Raw genomic sequence first — 20337 nt, 5'->3', positions numbered from 1 at the left:
GCTCCCCTGCCCCTCTACCCTCTGCCTTTCTTGCTGAAAGATGACCGCTTCATGGTAGTTTAGCAAGATAGGAATTTAAAATCTCGCCCCCTGTGGGTGAAAAGGTTAATTAGTTAATCAGCTGTCTGCTGTCTTGGGAGAAGCAAAAAATGACAATCTTGTTTCAACTTGCGCTGTTTGCTCTGGTAGCACTATCTTTCGTATTAGTAGTTTGGGTACCAGTGGCATACGCCTCACCCCAAAATTGGGATCAATCCAAAAGATTGCTGTTTTTGGGTTCAGGTTTGTGGGTGGCTTTAGTATTGGTAGTAGCTGCGTTAAGTTCCTTCGTGGTCTAAGCTGAGTCAATAATTAGTCATTAAGTCAAAAATTCATTGCTCAGTAGTTCATAAGTCATTGGCTTTGAGAGAATGGACAAAGAACAATTGACAAATGACACGAAAAAATTGACATGGCAGTTTTTGAGGGAACGTTTACTCAGACAGAAACCCTAAAGTTTGGGATTGTCATTGGTCGTTTTAATGACTTAGTGACAGGTAAGCTTTTGGAGGGATGTCAAGATTGTCTGAAACGTCACGGCATCGATACTGATCTTCATGGCACTCAGGTAGATTACGTTTGGGTACCAGGCTGTTTCGAGGTGTCTTTGGTAGCTCGCCAAATGGCACTCAGCGGGCGCTATGATGCGGTGATTTGCTTGGGTGCTGTGATTCGAGGTCAAACACCTCACTTTGATTATGTAGCGGCTGAAGTGGCGAAAGGTATTGCTGCTGCTGGATTTCAAACAGGAGTACCAGTAATTTTTGGCATTATTACAGCAGACAATATGCAGCAAGCTCTAGAACGGGCAGGAATTAAAAGTAATCATGGCTGGAATTATGCAATGAATGCTTTGGAAATGGCTAGTTTGATGCGTCAAATTAAGGGTAATGGGGATATGGAAGCCTACAGCAGTAAGGTTGTTGGGCCAGCCGCTACCCAACCGTTACCTGCGGCATTGAAAAATGCGATCGTTCCCAACTCCTCAGCAGAGCTAGAGTAGTTCATCTCAGCATCAGCTAAAAATTTTATCCATTTTTAGTTGACAACCCTAGATTTTTCTGACATACTAGTAAAAGTCAAGAGGTTGCGGGCATAGCTCAGCGGTAGAGCGTCACCTTGCCAAGGTGAATGTCGCGCGTTCGAATCGCGTTGCCCGCTTAAAAATTAAGTCATTTTAATACCAATCTTAAGTATAGCTAAGTTTTAGTGCAGAAATACCATTGTTATTTGACGACAAGGGGGGTGGCAAAAAACAGGTTAAAATCCCCTAATCGAGAAACTTAATTGCAAGGTGAAAGCTACGAAACCATGTATCAGCCCCCAAATGCTAACTCCTGGGTAAAATATCCCAAACCTAATCCAGAGGCAAAATTACGACTATTCTGCTTCCACTATGCCGGGGGTGCGGCTTTGAGCTTTCGTTCTTGGTGGGATGATTTGCCATCAACTGTTGAGCTTTGTGCGATCGAACTTCCTGGACGTAGCTTTCGACCGCGAGAAACTCCCTTTACTCACATTGAACCATTGATTCAGGCTCTCACCCCAGCCATCTTGCCTAACCTGAGTAAACCCTTCGCTTTCTTCGGACACAGTATGGGCGCATTTGTTAGCTTTGAACTGGCGCGGCTACTCCGCAAAGATTATAACCAAAGCCCATTACACCTGTTTGTTTCGGGACAGCGTGCTCCGCAACTTCGGGATCGCCATCCACCTATTCGCGCTCTACCAGACTCGGAATTTCTGGAGGAACTGCGACGCTATAACGGTACACCGAAAGCCGTACTAGAAAATGCGGAATTGATGGAACTGTTACTTCCTACTCTCCGAGCCGATTTTTCAGTAGTGGAAACTTACTCCTACACTCCCGAATTACCTCTAGATTGTCCGATTACGGCTTTTGGTGGATTAGAGGATTGGAAAGCGAATGCCTTAGATCTAGAGCCTTGGCGAGAACAAACAAATTCTGCTTTCTCACTGGAGATGTTTCCTGGCGATCATTTCTTCTTGCACTCCGCCCAATCTCTGCTGTTGGAACGCCTTTCTCAATTACTGGGTCAGATTGTCCAGATTCCATCTGGGGTGCTACTTAAGGAAATCAAACCTTTGCATTGATAAATCTTGGCTCTCTCATAACTTATGGTATTCGGTAAACCTGATTAATTCCTCAAAAGCTCGATCGGGAATCCCCATCCCCAATCGCAAATCCTCTTGCACTCCTGTTTACCACCATAAGTACAAGAAAGCAACAATTCTGTTAAGAGTGCTAGAATTCAAGACAGTAATTAGCTTTTAAACTTTATTAAATCAAGAGCAGTTAAAAAATGGTGAAAATACCATATAATAAATTGTTCGTGACTTGAATGTTTATAGTAACCATTGGATAAACTCGGTTTGATATAAGACCGCTTGTGCCATCTCCAAAAGCCCAAAAGATAGATTTAAATAGTGATTATCCCTGTCCCTGTGGACGAAGGGGACGACTGATGCCCATCGTCCTGACAGAAGCCTTTGGCTGCAATAAATGTCAGCAAATATTTGTAGTGGAGGATAATGGTCACGCGATCGAACAACTCTCGACGACCTATCCCTACAAAAGAGCTTGGAACTGGACAGGTAATAGGTGGAGTAAAGCCTATCCCCGGATCAGAGACAGTTACCTACCTGTGGCGCTGTTAATTATTGTGGTAGTGTTTGTGGTGGGACTGTTCTTGGCTCCCAAATTACCAAAAGAACCTCACATCATCATTGGGTTTATCATGGGAGCAGTGGTGGCGTTGATGTTGATAGTCCTGATGTACTGGCTAGCTTACAGACGTTAGCTTTATGACCACCGAAACGTTTGATGCTTCTGTGAATCCAAATTTGATGGCGACAGTTCAGAGAGCCTATCACGCTTCTTTGGCTCTGGGTACCATCAAAGGAGTCGATCGCTCGCGTGCCGTGCAAGCAATGGCACAAGCACTAAAAAGTTCCTCTGACGAGATTTTGGAAGCCAATACCTTAGACTTGGAAGCAAGTCGGGAAATGGCAATACCAGAATTAATTTTAGAGTGGTTAAAACTGACACCGGAACGATTGCAAACTACGATCCAAATGCTGCAAAGGTTAGGGGAATTACCCGATCCGATGCGGCGGGTAATGACGGCGGCTTATCAGTTGGAACATTCCCAAACTTACTGTCAGTTGATGCCTTTGGGGGTAATAGCTTTAGTTTATGAGGCGTTTCCCGAATTGGGTGCGATCGCAGCTGGCTTATGTATGAAAACGGGAAATACTTTAATTCTTCGGGGTGGAAGTGAGGCGAGTCATTCCAATGGTGTCATTACTCAAGCTTTGCAGTCGGCATTGCAGGGAGTGGGGATACCAGAGGGCAGCTTGGAACTTTTGCCTACCGATCAAGGCGGTTCTTTGCGAGATTTAATTACTCTCGATCGCTACATTAATTTAATTATCCCCTACGGTCGTCCGAGTTTAGTGCAGCAGGTAGTACGCCAATCAACTGCACCAGTTTTAAAGTCAGGAATGGGTAATTGTTATCTATTTTGGTCGCCTTCGGGTAGCTTGGAAGTAGCTCGTTGGATGATTATGGATAGTCATCAAAGTGAGCCCGATCCGGTAAATGCGATCGAAAAAGTTTTAATTCATCCCAATCAAAAACCCTCTTCCTTAGTCACCCTATTTAATAGCTTGAAGGAAAAGGGCTTTACTTTAAAAGGCGATAGCAATTTAGTGGCAGAGTTTCCTGAGTTGAGAAGCACCAATGATTCGGAATGGAGTGAATCTTACCTGACTAAGACAGTAGCTTTTAAATTGGTGGATAGTTTGGAAGGTGCGATCGCTTGGATTAACCAATACAGCAGCGGTCATGCCGACTGTATAGTTACCGAATCGTACCAAGAAAGCCGCCAATTTGCCTTGGGTGTCAACAGTGCCTCAACTTACATTAACGCTAGTCCCAGATTTTCGCGCAATCCAGGAAGAGGAGACGCTATCTTTCTCGGAATGTCTAACCAAAAAGGACAGCGCCGAGGCTTAATTAGCATGGAAGCCCTGACCACGCTGAAACACATCGTACAGGGAAATGGCAGATTTTAGCAGAAGGCTCCAAGGCAGAAGGCAGAAGGCAGAAGGGAAGAAAGGCTCCAAGGCAGAAGTAGAAAAATTCACCTTGTCCCCTTGTCCTCCCATCTCCCCATCTCCTCTGCCTACTTCTGCGCGAGTTTGACATTCTGGGCTAAACCAAGGAATTGCAGGACTTGAATAGTCATCCATGTCATGTCGAATTCCCACCACTGTAAACCGTGACGGGCAGAATATTGAAAGGCATGGTGATTGTTGTGCCAACCTTCGCCGTAGGTGACTAATGCTACCCACCAGCAGTTGGTTGAGCGATCGCCAGATTCATAAGTACGATACCCAAACTTGTGAGTAGCACTATTGACAAACCAAGTACAATGAAATACTGCCATCAACCGGACAAAAACGCCCCAAACTACAAAAGGCCAGCCACCTAAAAGGTAGAGACCAATTCCCAGTATTACCTGTAACAACACAAAGTATTTTTGGAAAAACTGATAAACTGGGTCTTCGGCAAGATCTTTCGTAAATCTAGGTATATCGGCGTTAGCTGGACTATCAAATAACATCCAGCCGATATGACTCCACCAAAAACCTCGATTTGAATCATGAGGATCGGGTTCTTGATCGGAATGGAGATGATGCAGGCGGTGTAAACCAACCCAATCGATTATTCCTCCTTGGCAGGCAAGTACTCCGCAGAAAGCTAAAAAGTACTCCAACCACTTTGGAGTTTGAAAACTCCGGTGGGACAATAAACGATGCCAGCCTAGAGTAATGCCCAAGCCTCCTGTAACCCAGTGTAGGAAGACAGCCAAGCCGATAGCAGCCCAACTGAAATTACTGGGAAGTAGAGCAAATAATGCTCCAAAGTGAACCACCAATAAACCAATTGCATGGGAAGTATTGGGACGAAGTTGAGTTGAGCTTGCAATTGTCATGCAGGAACCTTAAAACGAATTGTCTAACCCAATCTGCGCGGTCTTAAAATCCGCATACCTATATCGTGAATGAGGAATTAATGAACAGCTCTCTTAAGCTGCTTGAAGCAGAACAGGCACTATTTCCGATTTTTTCTGGAATTGACGCTCAGGTCAAGCAAAATCTCAAAAGAGTCTTAGCAGCCTTTCGTCGTCATCGCGTCGGAGCCCATCACTTTGCAGGTGTTTCCGGCTATGGACATGATGATTTGGGGCGGGAAATCTTAGACAAGGTGTTCGCGGATGTCATGGGTGCCCAAGCTGCGGCGGTAAGAGTGCAGTTTGTTTCCGGTACTCATGCGATCGCTTGTGCCTTGTTCGGTGTCCTGCGTCCCGGTGACGAAATGCTGGCTGTCGTCGGTTCTCCCTACGACACTCTCGAAGAAGTAATTGGCTTGCGCGGTGAGGGTCAAGGATCACTTATTGAATTTGGCATTAAATACCGAGAATTACCTCTGACAAAAGAAGGAAATGTGGATTGGGAAGCTCTCTCCCGTGCGGTAGGTGAAAAAACGCGCCTGGTCTTGATCCAGCGATCTTGTGGCTATTCTTGGCGTTCTAGCCTCTCTATTGAGGAAATTGAGAAGATTATCTATCTTGTGAAGCAGCAAAACCCCAACACAGTTTGCTTTGTCGATAACTGTTACGGCGAGTTTATCGAAACCCAAGAACCTAGTCATGTGGGTGCTGACTTAATAGCCGGGTCACTGATTAAAAATCCGGGGGGTACAGTGGTCACGGCGGGGGGTTACGTCGCTGGTCGGGCTGATTTGGTGGAAGCGGCGGCTTGTCGCCTCACAGCCCCCGGAATTGGCAGTGCGGGGGGTGCAACTTTTGACCAAAACCGTTTGCTGTTTCAAGGTTTGTTTTTAGCACCCCAAATGGTTGGGGAGGCGATGAAGGGAACTTATTTGACTGGTTATGTGTTTGACAAGTTGGGTTATCCGGTGAATCCTCCTGCTTTAGCACCTAGACGGGATGTGATTCAAGCGATTAAATTGGGTTCGGCCCAAAAGTTGATTGCTTTTTGTAAGGTGATTCAGCAATATTCCCCGATCGATTCTTATGTGGAACCTGTACCTTGGGATATGCCCGGTTATGAAAGTCAGGTGGTCATGGCTGGTGGTACGTTTATCGAAGGTAGTACTTTGGAATTTTCCGCAGATGGGCCATTAAGAGAACCTTACATTGTTTATTGTCAGGGTGGGACACATTGGACTCATGTGGCGATCGCACTTGAGGCGGCGATTGATGCGATCGGACCTGCTTAAAGGGAAGGCAGAAGGCAGAAGGCAGAAGGACAGAAGGACAGAAGGACAGAAGGCAGGAGGGAAGATAGGCAGAAGGTAAAAAATGTTTAAGGAAAGAAAAAGTAAATATTAGGTAAAAGGAACAGGGTAAAATTTTACCCAGAACCCAGTACCAAGTCCCCAATCACCAGTTACTATGTGTCAACTCTTGGGAATGAATTGCAATGTACCGACTGATATCTGTTTTTCCTTTGAAGGGTTTTCTGCAAGAGGGGGGAGAACAGATACTCACCAAGATGGTTGGGGAATTGCTTTTTTTGAAAGTTTGGGATGTCGCATTTTTTTAGATGCTAAACCTGCGATCGCTTCGCCAATTGCTGATGTGGTAAGGTGTTATCCTATCCGTTCTACTCATGTAATTGCTCATATTCGGAAAGCGACGCAAGGGGAAGTTGCATTAGAAAATTGTCATCCTTTCCGACGGGAACTTTGGGGGAGATATTGGGTGTTTGCTCATAATGGGAATTTACCAGATTTTGATCCCGAAAATGAAGGGTTTTATCGTGCAGTTGGACAGACTGATAGTGAGAAAGCTTTTTGTTTGATTTTGAATAGGTTGCGATCGCATTTTCCGAAAGTTAAACCACCTCTGGCAGAACTTTATCCGGTTTTAAAGGAAGTGACGGCAAGTTTGGCCCAAAAGGGAACTTTTAATTATTTACTTTCTGATGGTTTCGATTTTTTTGCTCATTGTTCGACTAATCTTTGGTACATTGTACGTAAAGCGCCTTTTGCTGCTGCTCATTTAATCGATCAAGATGTGACGGTGGATTTTCAAAAGTTGACGACTCCGAACGATCGAGTGGCAATTATTGCGACTACTCCTTTGACTGATAATGAGGTTTGGACGCAACTTAAACCGGGAGAATTGTTAGTTTTTCAGGATGGTATGCTAAAAGAAATCGGTCTGTTGTGAACACTTCAGTGTTCTTAGGTTGTAAACACTTCAGTGTTCTTATTTAGAAAGGAGACGACTGTTAGCGATAGCGGCGCGTTAGCGCTAGTCGCCACAACGGACAACGACTGAAGTCGTTACAACGGACTAAATAACTATAACCATTCTTGGCGTAATTTTTCGATCGCTTGTTCTTTGAGTTTTGCTTCTACTTCGATCCAAGGTGCTGATTTATAAGCAGTTGGCATTACTGTGATTAAATCGCTGTGTTGTTGATCGTTGAAAGATTCTTTGCCGTTAGAAATATGAACTAATTGCCATTCTGGTTTAGGCCAAGTTGTCTGGGCTTTGGCTAACATTTCAGCTACACTAGGATGGTCGTAACTATCAACTTTTTCGTGGATTATATGATGATGAGCATCAAAAACCATTGGAATATTTGCGGTGCGACAAATGTCGAAAATTTCGGAGGCGCTGTAGGCATATTCGTCATTTTCTAAGGCGATTCTGGAACGAATTGTTTCTGGTAAATTGGCAATTACATTAATTAGTCTTTCGGCGCGATCGCTTTTTCCCCCATGTATTTCCATTACTGTCCAAGGGGAACGCGGTAAACCTAATAAATCTAAAACTCTCCCATGATTATTGAGAATTTTAATGCTGTTTTCAATTACTTCTGGTTTGTCGGAACTTAAGACGACAAATTGATCGGGATGAATGACAATTCTCATCCCTAAATTTTGTGCGCGTCCGCCTATTTCCCGCAGATTTTCTGCAAATTCTGTTAATACATCTTCGCCAATGGAATCATCAGAAAAGGGAAATAATGAAGAAGGAATACGATATAATTTAATGTTGTTAGCTGCACAAAAAGCGATCGCACTATTCAATCGCCGCAAGTTTTCTGCATATAATTCTCTTAACACCCTGATTTGTTCTGTGGGTATTAATTGTAATAATCTTTTGCGAGTAATCGTGCGATAACGCACTTTATCGGATGCGGTAATGCAGACTAAACCTAAGTGAGGTGAAGTGATAATGGGGGTGGTTGTGCGATCGCTTTCTGTGATTAAATTCATTGTTTCGCGCCTTGAGGTAAAAAAGCAGCTGAATCATAATAGGTACGAAAACGCTGTACCTTTCCATCTACTGTTTCTATGATACTCACACCTTGATATTTTAGCGGTTCACCTGATGTTAAAGTACCTTCAGAAATCCACTCTAACACAGCAGAACCATTGCTTTCTACCACATTGGTAAATTTAGAATTAATTTGCTGAAAAACTGACAAATATTTTTGCCAAAATTGCCTAGCACCATCTTTTCCTTGTAGCGGTGATGGAGTTGCTAAATTACTTAATTGGGCATCTTCAGTAAACAGTGAAACCAAAGGTTCAACATTCTTGTTGCTCTCTATTTGCTGAAGCGTTTGCATAAATTTTTCAGCAGTTTCGCTTGCCATTTTTGTTCAATTTCCTTACTTATTTTAACGGATCGTGTCCCCAATTCATCAGCGAATATCGCCAGCGAGAATCTTCAATGTCACTTGATGGTTTTTGCGCGGAATGACGTTTTATATAACTAACAACTCGCTGCATTTGGGAAAGGTCATCTTCTGTATAATTTCCCTCTTTTTTCTGCAAAATCTCTACAATATGTCTACCAGACTCATGACCAATTGACTCTTGATTACCTTCTTTTTTACCAACTGATTTTGACTCATCTGTTTTCAGCCAACTTTCAATTTCTTTTGCCGTCATATTGACATTTTGCTGAAATTCTTCTATGACAGCTTGCGAGTCCTTACTCATTTTTATTCCTCAATTTTCTGCAAAGATTCTGGTTTATGTGCAGCTTCTTTCCCTAATTTATCAGTTTCTACCAAGTATTCTGGGTTATCTTCTGAAGCAGCAACATGATGACTTTTAATATCTGTCGGTGAAGTCAATTTTTCTTTTACTTCGCCTTGAGTTTTTCCTTGGGAAGTCTTCCATTCTACCTTGTCGCCTTTTTTGAATTCGTCTGCCAAAATTTTGCTCCTATGGTGAACCCTCTATTTGTTACATTGTGTTAACAAAGACAAATTAAACATCAACCTAAATATAGAGATCGCCATTCTGGTAAAATATTCCTGTTGTTAATTGCTACTTTCTCATGTCTCCAGAAACCACCCCAGAACTACAAACCACCACAGGTGCAGATGCAATTGATGAAGCTATTGCTAAAGGAATAGATTTTGATGGTTCTCCCATTCCTGCCGAAAAATTAGATCTTTATAATCAAGTTATGGCCTTGGAGGCGGGTAGACAACGTAGCGGAGTTAGCAATACAATGCGATCGCGAATTGTGCGAATTGGTGCAAAACACATTCCTCAAGAAGAACTCAATCAAAAGCTAATTGACGCAGGTTTTGCGCCTTTAAAAGACAAAGAAATAGCCTTCTTTTATAGCGGTAAATAACACCAAAACTTCTTGTTCATAGTTGACAATTAATTACCCTAACAATCCTAAATGAATCGTGAACTCCTCCATTTCTATCCTCTGCGTTCTCTGCGTCTCTGTGGTTCAAAAAATCTCATAAATCCTCAACTATGAACAAGGAATTACCCTTAACAAACTACCCTTACCCATCACAAAGAAAAGTGATAATGGGAAAGCGAGGTGCAGTGGCGACAAGTCAAAACCTCGCAGCTTTAGCAGGAATAGAAATGTTATTAGCTGGGGGAAATGCGGTAGATGCAGCTGTAGCAATGGCGATCGCACTTACCGTAGTTGAACCCACATCTAATGGCATAGGTTCCGATGCTTTTGCTATAGTTTGGGATGGCAAATTACACGGTTTAAATGCTTCAGGAAGAAGCGCCAAATCTCTACCTTTAGCAGCATTTACAAACCTAACAGAAATTCCCTCAAATGGATGGTTGCCTGTAACAGTTCCCGGTGCGGTTTCTGCTTGGCGAAACTTATGGGAACGTTGGGGAAAATTGCCCTTTGAACAGTTATTTTCTCCCGCTATTCGCTATGCTGAAAATGGTTTTCCTGTCTCTCCGGTAACTGCACAAGCTTGGCAACGTGCAGAAAGAATATTTTTACCTTTAAATCGTCCTGAATTTGAACATTTTAAACAAGTCTTTTTTCCCAAAAACCGCGCACCCAAAGCAGGGGAAATTTGGGGAAGTGAGGCGCATGGAAAGACGTTGAGAACGATCGCAACTTCTGGCGGCGAAAGCTTTTATAATGGAGAAATAGCCCAAAAAATTGCTAATTTTGCGGCGGATACAGGCGGGTTTTTAACCACAGAAGATTTAGCGAGTCATCTAGCAGATTGGGTAGAACCAATTTCTACAGATTATCGGGGTTTAACTGTTTGGGAAATTCCCCCCAACGGACAAGGAATTGCCACTTTAATAGCATTAAATATTTTAGAAGGTTTTGATATTGCTCAATATCCCCGTGAATCTGTCGAGAGTTATCATCTCCAAATTGAAGCGATGAAATTGGCATTTGCTGACGTTCATCGTCACGTTGCTGATATCAAATTTATGACAGTTGCAGCAGAACATTTGTTAGATAAAAATTATGCTGCTGAACGCCGAAATTTAATTAATGATAAGCCAATTTTCCTTGCTGAACCTGGACTTCCTAAAGGTGGAACTGTTTATTTAGCAGCAGCAGATGGGGAATTAATGGTTTCCTTTATTCAATCTAATTTTGAAGGTTTTGGTAGTGGAATATTAGTTCATGAAACCGGAATTGCTTTGCATAATCGCGGATTAGGTTTTACCTTAGAAGCTGGACATCCTAACCAAATTGCCCCAGAAAAACGCCCTTTTCATACCATTATTCCGGGATTTTTAACTAAAGACGATCGACCTTTAGGGCCATTTGGCGTTATGGGAGGGCCAATGCAACCCCAAGGGCATTTACAAGTAGTATTAAATATGGTGGATTATGGCATGAATCCCCAAGCAGCTTTAGATGCACCGCGCTGGTTTTTTGTAGCTGGAAATAGAGTATTATTAGAAGAAAGTGTTTCGCCAAAAATAGGCGAATTGCTGTTAGTAAAAGGTCATGAAGTGCGGGTAACTGCAAATACATCTTTGTTTGGTAAAGGTCAAATTATCTTGCGCGAAAACGATGTATTTATTGCTGGTTCTGAACCTCGCGCTGATGGAATGGCGATCGCACTTTAGAGAAAATAGAATAAAATGGTTATTATTTAAAATAAGAAATAGATTTTTTGAACCACGTTCGCGTAGCGTGTGCGTAGCACGTAAGACACGAAGGAAACGAAGGAAGGAAAAAAATAAAAATTATTTCATAAATCATTTAGGATTACTATAGTAAATTCGGGTTAAGTACCCTCATTATCTTCTTCTTCCTTCGTGTTCTTCGTGTCTTACGTGCTACGCACACGCTACGCGAACGTGGTTCAAAAAAATCTTATTAATCACCCTAAAATCAAATCCATCGCCTTTTTAATAATCTCTTCTCGATTCACCATTTCCCCAATTGCTTCAGCTTCATAACGTCCTTCAAAAGCTTCTAGTGCTGCATCTCTTAAAGCTGAATCATAAGCATCTTGTAGTGTTTCTAATAACTCTTCTTCCGTCAAATAATTGCCTTTTGCTTTATGTCGCTTATTAGTACGTTGAATTTGCTTAACTGAATTAAGTATCGAAGTATCCCAAGATTTAGTAGTACGATTCTCCGCAGATTGTTTAATTAAATGTAACAATAAAATAATACCAAAGCTAAAAATTTTGTTGAGTTTATCAGATTTACTCATTTCCTCTAATTCTTCCACTATTAGCAGAGCTTCGGATATTTTGCCCTGATACAACAATTCTTTTAATGTGAGTAACTCTTCCATTGCTTGTGAATCCTAAACATTTTGAGTTCCAAAGTGTTGCTGACAAAATGCGATCGCTTCTCCCAAATCATTAGTAACGCGAGGATATGGGATAATAGGTGGTTCAATTATCACCAAATTAACTCCTAATTCTGCTGCTAATTGGCGTTTAATATCCTCTCCACCAGGCGCACCGGAAGCTTTTGTGACTACCATTGAAATTTGCCAATGTTGCCAAAGTTCCCTTTCTAAATTAATCGGAATTGGGGGACGCATGGCAAATAATTTATCTTGAGTAAAACCAGCTGATAATGCTGCTGCAATAGAAGTAGTAGCAGGTAAAACTCTGGCAAATAAAGTCGATCGCCCATGCCAATCTCTAAACAAAGGCAAAACCTTATAACCAACAGTAAAAAGTACCCTTTCTCCTACTAAATAATCACCACATACTAACCTCTCAAAACTATCCAAATAAATCAATTCTCCCCCCATCTCCCCATCTCCCCATCTCCCCACCTCCGATCTGGGTCGTTCAAAACGCAAATAATGAACATTTTTTTGCAAGCAAACTGCGATCGCATTTTGGGAAATTTCTACTGCATAAGGATGAGAAGCATCCAAAACTGCAATGATATTTTGTTGAGTTAAAAATTGCTCGATCTGGTATAAATTGAAACGCCCTACCCAAACTTGCAATAAAGGGGAATTTGGATAGAGCGATCGCGCACTTTCAGTAGTTACAGAAATTACCAAAGGCAACCCAACTTGGAGTAATGCTATTGCTAACTTAGCACTTTCTCCAGTGCCGCCAATTAACCAGATCCGTTTCTGAATTTCTGTTTCCTTCTGCAACAGCTAACTCTCTATTAACCTTTAAGGGCTTTCGTAAAATTGCGGCGAAAAGATTTATTCACCATTAACACAGGCCATAATAAGGCTAAAGAGATGCGAGTCGGCAAACTGCGTTGGAAGTTAGTCTTCTCAAAACCAGTCCAGAACTTCCAAACGCCTCCAACGTAAGCCACCAACAATACTACAACAATTAAATTACTCATAAAATCTCCTAACGTCCCTACTTATATCTTAATTTCTGCATCTGAAAGTAGCATTCTTTACCCAGAATAGCAGATAAAATATTTGGCTGACGAATTTGATATAATCAGAACACAGCCTTTAAATAAAATGTAGCTAATTAAATAAATTTTTGCTGCACTCTCTCCCAAATTTTTGGCAGATGTACAGCAAGTATATTTAGGATAACTCTAAATTTTGTTTTTGAAGACAGCATAATCAATCAATTATTAAATGAGAATTGTGGTGAATTAACTAATTTGCTAAAAAATGTTTAACAAAAACTCTTTGTCCAAAAATCAGAGAGATAATAAAGATTGCGACGTAGCTGTAACTTAGAATTGCAACGGAAAACTTCTTTTAGTTAGAAATGCCAAGCCAAGCTCAGCATCTAACCTAAAATTTAGTGATATTTGTGTTGAAAGATTATAAAAAGGTATCTGCCCAAAATTGAGAACTAGACAGAGAGGTGATTTTCATAATTTGTTAGTCATGAGCAAAAATACTTGAGCGTAGTTGAACCAACTCCGACAAAAGTACTTAAGCTTATCTAACAGTCCAAATGTAATTACTGAACAAATTTAAGATTGGTTTGCTGATACCCCAGTCTCATTAAATGTATCTTAAGAGTTAGTAATCAACATCCCAAGATAGGTAAATAAAATTATGTATTACCTGTTTAATAAAAATAGGTATCGCAGTCTCAGGTATTAGCTGTCACCAGGAAAATTGTACAATTACAAATAACTACTTTAGCTAGTGGTTAACCGCGCTATAACCAAAAGACGAAATATCAGGGGCAAAGTGAATCAAAGTTTTAGTGGGGAAACCTAACTATCACTCAACCCGCCCTAATTTGTAACAAATAATTAAGAAGATAAAATAGGAGGACTTATGCGGGCAGTGCTGATGGCTGGAGGATCGGGAACAAGATTAAGACCGCTAACTTGCGATCTCCCCAAACCAATGGTTCCTATACTCAATAGACCGATCGCAGAACACATCATCAACTTATTAAAAAAACATCGCATCACCGAAGTAATTGCCACATTACATTATTTACCAGATGTCATCCGCGATTACTTTCATGATGGTAGTGATTTTGGCGTACAAATGACCTACGCTGTGGAAGAAGAGCAACCATTAGGAACCGCAGGATGCGTCAAAAATATTGCCGAACTTTTGGACAGAACATTTTTAGTAATCAGCGGTGATTGTATTACCGACTTCGACTTAACCGCCGCCATTCACTTCCATAAAAGGCATCAATCAAAAGCTACTATAGTCCTAACTCGCGTGCCTAATCCGATCGAATTTGGTGTAGTAATTACAGACGAAGATGGACATATAAAACGATTTTTAGAAAAACCCTCTACCAGTGAAATCTTTTCCGATACAGTCAACACAGGCATCTATATTCTAGAACCAGAAGTTTTAGAATTTTTGCCAGCTAACCAAGAAAGCGACTTTTCCAAAGATTTATTTCCCTTGTTACTGGATAAAGGAATACCAATGTATGGCTATATTGCCGAAGGTTACTGGTGCGATGTTGGTCATTTAGACGCTTATCGCGAAGCACAATACGATGGACTATGTGGCAAAGTTAAATTAGAAAAAGCTTACGAGGAGCGATACTTCTCCGCCACAGTACCGAGAACGCCTTACGTGGGAGAATCAGGAATTTGGATTGGACAAAATACCTACATTGACCCCACCGCCGAAATTGAAGCACCAGTCTTAATTGGAGACAACTGCCGCATTGGGCCAAGAGTACAAATAGAAGCCGGAACCGTCATTGGTGACAAAGTAACCATTGGTGCAGAAGCCAACTTAAAACGCCCAATCATTTGGAATGGGGCAATAGTCGGCGAAGAAGCGCAACTGAGTGCTTGCGTACTTGCTAGAGGTACGAGAGTCGATCGTCGCGCCCAAGTTTTAGAAGGCGCAGTGGTTGGTTCCCTGTCCACAGTAGGAGAAGAAAGCTTAGTTAACCCAGGTGTTCGGGTTTGGCCCAGCAAACAAATTGAATCCGGCGCAACCTTGAATATAAACTTAATTTGGGGTCAAAGAGCCACCCGGAATCTATTCGCTCAAAGAGGCGTTTCAGGATTAGCCAACATTGATATTACCCCAGAATTTGCCGTCAAATTAGGTGCAGCTTACGGTTCCACCTTAAAACCTGGGTCACAAGTAGCCGTTTCCCGCGATCAACGTACCATCTCCCGCATGGTTTCTCGTTCCTTTATTGCGGGTTTAATGTCAGTTGGTGTTCATGTGCAGAACTTGGAAGCTACAGCTATTCCGATTACTCGCACAGTAATTTCTACTTTGTCAGTAGTCGGCGGTATTCATATTAGAATCCATCCCGAACGGCCCGATCATATTTTGATTGAGTTTTTAGATTTGAAAGGAATTAACATTTCCAAAGCCCAAGAAAAGAAAATTGAAGGAGCGTATTTTAAGGAAGATTTACGCCGTGCCCAAATTGATGAAATTGGCAATATGGCTTATCCAAGTCAGGTGATGGATCTTTACATTACTTGTTTTGAAAAACACCTGACAACCCAAGCAATTCGCCATAGTAATTCCAAAGTAGTCATTGACTATGTTTATGCGGTTTCAGGAGCAGTATTGCCCCAATTATTAGCGAAGTTTGGTTGTGATGCAGTGGTATTAAATGCTTCTCTGAATCAAACAGCTGTTTCCGCAGTAGAAAGAGAAGCATTGTTACATCAACTTGGTCATGTGGTAGAAGCATTAAAAGCCAATTTTGGGGTACAAGTATCTGGAAATGGCGAACAGTTAATTTTAGTTGATGAAACTGGTGCACCAATTCGCGGGGAAATGCTAACCGCGTTAATGGTAGATATGATTTTGACAGCTAATCCGCGAGGAACAGTAGTAGTTCCGGTTGATACTTCCAGTGCTGTAGAACAAATTGCGCGACGACATGATGGTAAAGTAATTCGGACGAAAGCTAATCCGAGTGCATTAATGGAAGCTTGCCAAACTAATGCTCATGTAGTGTTAGGTGGTTCAGCAGAAATGGGATTTATTTTCCCCCAATTGCATCCGGGATTTGATGCGATGTTCTGCATTGCTAAATTAATTGAAATGTTAACAATTCAAGAGCGATCGCTCGGCACAATTCGGGAAGAATTGCCGCTAGTTTACCATAAATACCAAACAGTGCGTTGCCCTTGGACAGTTAAAGGAGCATTAATGCGCTATTTAGTAGAAACTCATCCTGCCGACTCTTTAGAATTAATAGATGGGGTAAAAATTTGCTCATTAATTGATGATAGTTGGGTGTTACTTTTGCCCGATGCTGGCGAACCATTAGTGCATATTTTCGTGAACAGTAGCGATCGCACTTGGGTCGATCGTACTTTAAAAGAATACCGCTTTAAAGTGCAAAACTTTGTTGACCAAGAACAACGAGAACAAGCAGTTCAATAAATTGGATAATTGGTAATTGTTGAAAAGTTCGTGGGAATTAACAATTACCAATCCCATCAACCAAAAAAGTTGTAAAATAGAAATAATGCCAAGCAAATACAACAATCATCACTCAAAACTTATTTATGAACAGCTGCATTTTAATGGCCGAGGTCGTACAAGATCCTCAACTGCGATATACACCTGATAACCTCGCCGTTGCTGAGATGTTAGTCCAGTTTCCCGGTATCAAACCTGACGATCCTCCAGCTAACTTAAAAGTAATCGGATGGGGGAATCTAGCCACAGAAATTCACGAACGTTGTCACCGAGGTTTACACATAGTTATTGAAGGTCGTTTAGGAATGAACACCTTTGAACGTAAACCAGAAGGATTCAAAGAAAAACGTGCAGAATTAACAGCCCAAAAAGTTCATTATTTAGGTGCTAGTGATAGTTTTGCTGCGGCGACAACAGGAACAACCTCTGCCAGAAGCCAAGCGACAAATAGTAATCAAGACTCTTATCATTCCGACAATGTAGCAACTACAAGTGGCAGATCTTTTGCCACTGCTTCTGCGACAAATACTGCCACTATTCCCGAAGTAGATGATGAACCTCTTCCATCTGTCACTACCACAACTAAACCAAAACCAACGACTCCTGTAAATCCACCAGATGTGGATGATATTCCTTTTTAAGCGATCGCATAATGCCCGCAGACAGTTTGTTGTGAGCACTTTAGTGTTCAAATGGGAGAAATATACGACTAAAGTCGCTACAACAAACTTAATCTGTTTCCTCTAATGATAAATAACTAAATTGCCTGAATCCACTCCTTAACTTCGTATTCTGTCCAAATACCGTTTTGCCAGTAAGGATCGGCTTCAACTAACTGGCGAACGGTTGCTTCGTCTGCTGCTTCGTAAATGGCAAACACTTTTGTTAAGTCTTGAGTTGGGCCGATCGTAATTAAAACACCAGACTCTTTTTGTGCTGCTAAACCATCTAAATGCGCTTGTCGTAATGGTGCTCTTTTTTCCAGAACATCCTCACAATAACTTCCCCACATCACGTATTTTGGCATAATGTAAACCTTCGCGTCCTTTGTGTCCTTTGCGGTTCAAAAAATCTTATAGCTATAGAAAGTAGAAGGTAGTGAAGAAAACTACCTTCTACCAACTACACAAAAGCACTAACTTCTGAGAGTTACATGGAATTTTTCGGTTAAAGCTTCTCTAACTTGTTGATGTACAGATTCGATGTCATCTTCTGTGAGAGTTCGATCGCCCGCCCGATAAATTAACCGAAATGCTAAACTCCGTTGTCCTTGGGGGACATTTTCGCCCAAATATTGATCGAACAATTCCACTGATTCTAATAAAGTACCAGCAGCTTTTGCCATTATCCGTTCAATTTCTGCGACAGAAACTTTAGTGGAGGCAAAGAAAGCAATATCGCGATCGGATGCTGGATAACTAGAATAGGGTTTTAAAACTGGAGTCGAAATTTCATCTTGATTCATTTGATCTAGTAACACATCCAGGTCTATTTCAAACACATAAACTGCATCAGGAAGACCTCGTTCTTGACGTAACTGCGGATGAAGTTGCCCGAATGTTCCTAAGCGATCGCCTTGTACCCACAAAGAAGCAGTTCGTCCCGGATGTAAGCGAGAATCACGACAATCTGGTTGATATTCAACAGTAATTCTTAACTGTTGAAACACACTTTCTAAAATACCTTTAGCCTCATACCAAGTCATTGGTTTTTCCCTTCCAGAATTTACCCAACGACCTACTGTAGGATCGCCACCGATAATTCCCGCTAAAGAATCAGCCTCCATTAAACCATCTTCTTCACTCCAGAAAATGCGCCCGATTTCATAACCATTTAAAGCGCCATTTCCTTGCTCTAAGTTATATTGGAAACTGTCGATTAATCCCGCAATTAAATCAGTGCGTAAAGCCGAATATTCGCTAAACATTGGGTTACGCAGTTTGATTTGTGCTTCTCCTTCCGGTTTACCCAAAGAGTAATGGACTAATTCTGTTAACCCTGCACCTCGTAAAGCTTCGCGCAATTTTCGAGTTAACAATTGGTCAATAGAAAGATACCCTGCTTCGGTTTCTTCTGGTAGTTCGACACAGAAATTATCGTAACCATAAAGACGGGCAATTTCTTCAATTAAATCAATTTCCCGTTCTAAATCTCGATAACGGTAAGGTGGTACTGTTACTAACCAAACTCCTTCATCTTCAGTGGGTTTAATTTCACATCCCAAAGATGTGAGAATTGGACGAATATCTTCTGGTTGTAATTCGCCAAGTTCTTCGCCTAAATCTATTGGGCCTAATACTTGATTTACTCGATCGATCCGTAGTTCGATCGATCTTGTCCAAGCAGATTGATTTGGTCGATTATCAGCAATTTCCTGTGTTACTGGAACGCCGCCAGCTAATTCAGAAATTAGCGCGATCGCACGGCGACAAGCTAATTCTAATTCTGCTTGATTCACACCCCTTTCATAACGTCCCGAAGCCTCAGTTCGCATTCCCAAACTGCGTGCAGAACGGCGAATTGCTGTAGGATCAAATAATGCTGCTTCCAGCAATAAACTTTGAGTTCGATCGGAAACTTCGGTTTCTTCTCCACCCATTACTCCAGCTAAAGCTACTGGTCGATCGTTAGCAGTAATTAACAAAGCTTGGGATGGTAAATTCCTTGTTTGCCCATCTAATGTTTTTAGAGATTCGCTAGTTTTAGCTAAACGAACACCAACACTTAGAGAATCTTTGCCTGTGACTGACTGTAAACTTTGCCGATCGAAAGCGTGTAACGGTTGTCCCCATTCTAAAAGCACGTAATTGGTAATATCTACCACATTATTAATCGGTCTAATTCCCGCCCCTTGCAATCTTTGTTGTAACCACTCAGGGGAAGAATCAATTTTGATATTTTCAATTACCGTACCAATATAAGCCGGACAAGCTTGGGGTTCTTCAATTTTTAAACTTAAAACCTCTTTGTTTCCCCCAGAAATTTTAACTTCGGGAACTTCTGGTAATTTCAAAGTTGCCCCAGTTAAAGCCGCCACTTCTCGTGCTATCCCAATCATACTTAAAGCATCAGCACGATTAGCCGTTGCTGTCAAGTCCAGAATCACATCATCTAAACCTAAAAGTGGGCGAACATCGCTGCCTAATTTGATGTTTTCTGGGGCAAAACTATGAATTCCCGATGATTCCTTTTCTAGCCCTAATTCTGCCAAAGAGCAAATCATCCCTTCCGATCGCACACCGCGCAATTTAGTCGATCGCAATTTCAAATCAACTTTCGGCAAGTATGTACCAATAGTCGCAACTGGCACATATAAATCCGCCTTGACATTAGCCGCTCCACAGACAATATTTAAAGGAGTGCCGGAGCCAATATCTACCTCGCAAACTCTCAGCTTATCGGCGTTAGGGTGAGGTTGACAACTCAGCACCTTACCCACGACCACACCATCAGCCCAAGTGCGACGGTCTTCAATTTCTTCTACTTCAAACCCAGCCATAGTCAGCTTATGGGCTAAATCTTCCGGGGTAATGGTGAAATCTACCAGTTCCCGCAACCAGTTGAGAGAGATACGCATTGCTAAAATGCCTTTACCGATGTCAGACTGTCTAT

General features: G+C 41.7%; 21 protein-coding genes and 1 tRNA gene. 12 read left to right on the top strand and 10 right to left on the bottom strand.

The window, feature by feature from the left end; translation table 11 throughout:
- Positions 1–149: 149 nt before the first annotated feature.
- The 6 genes from psbZ (at position 150) to IQ264_RS14540 (ending at position 4137) form a co-directional block, all read left to right on the top strand.
- Complete coding sequence (gene psbZ, locus IQ264_RS14565; RefSeq protein ID WP_193981511.1) at positions 150–338, top strand: photosystem II reaction center protein PsbZ; 189 nt, start codon at positions 150–152, stop codon at positions 336–338.
- Positions 339–451: 113 nt separating this feature from the next.
- Positions 452–1042, top strand: a complete 591-nt coding sequence (ribH, locus tag IQ264_RS14560; protein WP_193981510.1) for a 6,7-dimethyl-8-ribityllumazine synthase — start codon at positions 452–454, stop codon at positions 1040–1042.
- Between the two features lie 86 nt (positions 1043–1128).
- A tRNA-Gly gene (locus tag IQ264_RS14555) sits at positions 1129–1200 on the top strand.
- A 150-nt stretch (positions 1201–1350) separates the two neighbouring features.
- On the top strand, positions 1351–2154 hold the full coding sequence (locus IQ264_RS14550) for a thioesterase II family protein (protein ID WP_193981509.1): 804 nt from the start codon (positions 1351–1353) through the stop codon (positions 2152–2154).
- Between the two features lie 296 nt (positions 2155–2450).
- Positions 2451–2861, top strand: a complete 411-nt coding sequence (locus IQ264_RS14545) for a hypothetical protein (protein ID WP_193981508.1) — start codon at positions 2451–2453, stop codon at positions 2859–2861.
- Between the two features lie 4 nt (positions 2862–2865).
- Entirely contained in the window at positions 2866–4137 is a 1272-nt protein-coding gene (locus tag IQ264_RS14540; protein ID WP_193981507.1) for a glutamate-5-semialdehyde dehydrogenase, read from the top strand.
- A gap of 110 nt (positions 4138–4247) precedes the next feature.
- Here the strand turns inward: IQ264_RS14540 and IQ264_RS14535 are convergent, their stop codons facing one another.
- On the bottom strand, positions 4248–5060 hold the full coding sequence (locus tag IQ264_RS14535; protein WP_193981506.1) for an acyl-CoA desaturase: 813 nt from the start codon (positions 5058–5060) through the stop codon (positions 4248–4250).
- A gap of 80 nt (positions 5061–5140) precedes the next feature.
- On the opposite strand from IQ264_RS14535, the gene IQ264_RS14530 reads away from it, so the two are divergent.
- The gene (locus tag IQ264_RS14530) at positions 5141–6370 is read left to right on the top strand and encodes an aminotransferase class I/II-fold pyridoxal phosphate-dependent enzyme (protein ID WP_193981505.1); all 1230 of its coding nucleotides are present in this window, start codon (positions 5141–5143) and stop codon (positions 6368–6370) included.
- A 175-nt stretch (positions 6371–6545) separates the two neighbouring features.
- Positions 6546–7325 (top strand): class II glutamine amidotransferase, encoded by a 780-nt coding sequence (locus tag IQ264_RS14525; protein ID WP_193981504.1) that lies wholly within the window; start codon positions 6546–6548, stop codon positions 7323–7325.
- 134 nt (positions 7326–7459) lie between these two features.
- On the opposite strand, the gene uvsE is transcribed toward IQ264_RS14525, so the two are convergent.
- From uvsE to IQ264_RS14505, 4 genes are read right to left on the bottom strand one after another with little or no spacing between them, the layout of a single operon-like run.
- Positions 7460–8383, bottom strand: coding sequence for a UV DNA damage repair endonuclease UvsE (gene uvsE / locus IQ264_RS14520; protein ID WP_193981503.1), 924 nt, complete (start codon positions 8381–8383; stop codon positions 7460–7462).
- Positions 8380–8766, bottom strand: coding sequence for a nuclear transport factor 2 family protein (locus IQ264_RS14515; RefSeq protein ID WP_193981502.1), 387 nt, complete (start codon positions 8764–8766; stop codon positions 8380–8382). Before IQ264_RS14515 ends, uvsE begins: the two co-directional genes overlap by 4 nt.
- Positions 8767–8785: 19 nt before the next feature.
- A complete protein-coding gene (locus IQ264_RS14510; RefSeq protein WP_193981501.1) occupies positions 8786–9115 on the bottom strand; it encodes a DUF3140 domain-containing protein in 330 nt (109 codons plus the stop codon).
- Positions 9116–9117: 2 nt separating this feature from the next.
- Positions 9118–9333, bottom strand: coding sequence for a DUF2945 domain-containing protein (locus IQ264_RS14505; protein WP_193981500.1), 216 nt, complete (start codon positions 9331–9333; stop codon positions 9118–9120).
- 125 nt (positions 9334–9458) lie between these two features.
- Here IQ264_RS14505 and IQ264_RS14500 point away from each other — a divergent pair, with 125 nt between their 5' ends.
- Positions 9459–9764: a DUF4090 family protein gene (locus tag IQ264_RS14500; RefSeq protein WP_193981499.1), complete on the top strand. Its 306-nt coding sequence runs from the start codon at positions 9459–9461 to the stop codon at positions 9762–9764.
- 188 nt (positions 9765–9952) lie between these two features.
- Positions 9953–11497 carry a gamma-glutamyltransferase family protein gene (locus tag IQ264_RS14495; protein ID WP_193981498.1) on the top strand — a complete coding sequence of 515 codons (1545 nt, stop codon included), beginning with the start codon at positions 9953–9955 and terminating at the stop codon, positions 11495–11497.
- A gap of 257 nt (positions 11498–11754) precedes the next feature.
- Here the strand turns inward: IQ264_RS14495 and IQ264_RS14490 are convergent, their stop codons facing one another.
- From IQ264_RS14490 to IQ264_RS14480, 3 genes are read right to left on the bottom strand one after another with little or no spacing between them, the layout of a single operon-like run.
- Positions 11755–12177, bottom strand: coding sequence for a DUF29 family protein (locus IQ264_RS14490; RefSeq protein ID WP_193981497.1), 423 nt, complete (start codon positions 12175–12177; stop codon positions 11755–11757).
- Between the two features lie 12 nt (positions 12178–12189).
- Positions 12190–13008 (bottom strand): cobalt-precorrin-6A reductase, encoded by an 819-nt coding sequence (locus IQ264_RS14485; RefSeq protein WP_228061540.1) that lies wholly within the window; start codon positions 13006–13008, stop codon positions 12190–12192.
- A gap of 14 nt (positions 13009–13022) precedes the next feature.
- Positions 13023–13211, bottom strand: a complete 189-nt coding sequence (locus tag IQ264_RS14480; RefSeq protein ID WP_193981496.1) for a hypothetical protein — start codon at positions 13209–13211, stop codon at positions 13023–13025.
- 910 nt (positions 13212–14121) lie between these two features.
- On the opposite strand from IQ264_RS14480, the gene IQ264_RS14475 reads away from it, so the two are divergent.
- On the top strand, positions 14122–16686 hold the full coding sequence (locus tag IQ264_RS14475) for a mannose-1-phosphate guanyltransferase (protein WP_193981495.1): 2565 nt from the start codon (positions 14122–14124) through the stop codon (positions 16684–16686).
- A 125-nt stretch (positions 16687–16811) separates the two neighbouring features.
- Positions 16812–17366 carry a single-stranded DNA-binding protein gene (locus IQ264_RS14470; protein WP_193981494.1) on the top strand — a complete coding sequence of 185 codons (555 nt, stop codon included), beginning with the start codon at positions 16812–16814 and terminating at the stop codon, positions 17364–17366.
- Between the two features lie 116 nt (positions 17367–17482).
- Here the strand turns inward: IQ264_RS14470 and IQ264_RS14465 are convergent, their stop codons facing one another.
- Together IQ264_RS14465 and pheT are read right to left on the bottom strand one after the other, a co-directional pair.
- Positions 17483–17752 (bottom strand): YciI family protein, encoded by a 270-nt coding sequence (locus IQ264_RS14465; RefSeq protein ID WP_193981493.1) that lies wholly within the window; start codon positions 17750–17752, stop codon positions 17483–17485.
- Between the two features lie 108 nt (positions 17753–17860).
- Positions 17861–20302, bottom strand: coding sequence for a phenylalanine--tRNA ligase subunit beta (gene pheT, locus IQ264_RS14460; protein ID WP_193981492.1), 2442 nt, complete (start codon positions 20300–20302; stop codon positions 17861–17863).
- Positions 20303–20337: the final 35 nt, after the last annotated feature.

Origin of the sequence: [Phormidium] sp. LEGE 05292 (genome assembly GCF_015207735.1) — a bacterium.
In the GTDB taxonomy this organism is placed as follows: domain Bacteria; phylum Cyanobacteriota; class Cyanobacteriia; order Cyanobacteriales; family Aerosakkonemataceae; genus Floridanema.
Note: the sequence above shows the minus strand (reverse complement) of the source record. Positions and strands in the feature narration are given on the sequence as shown.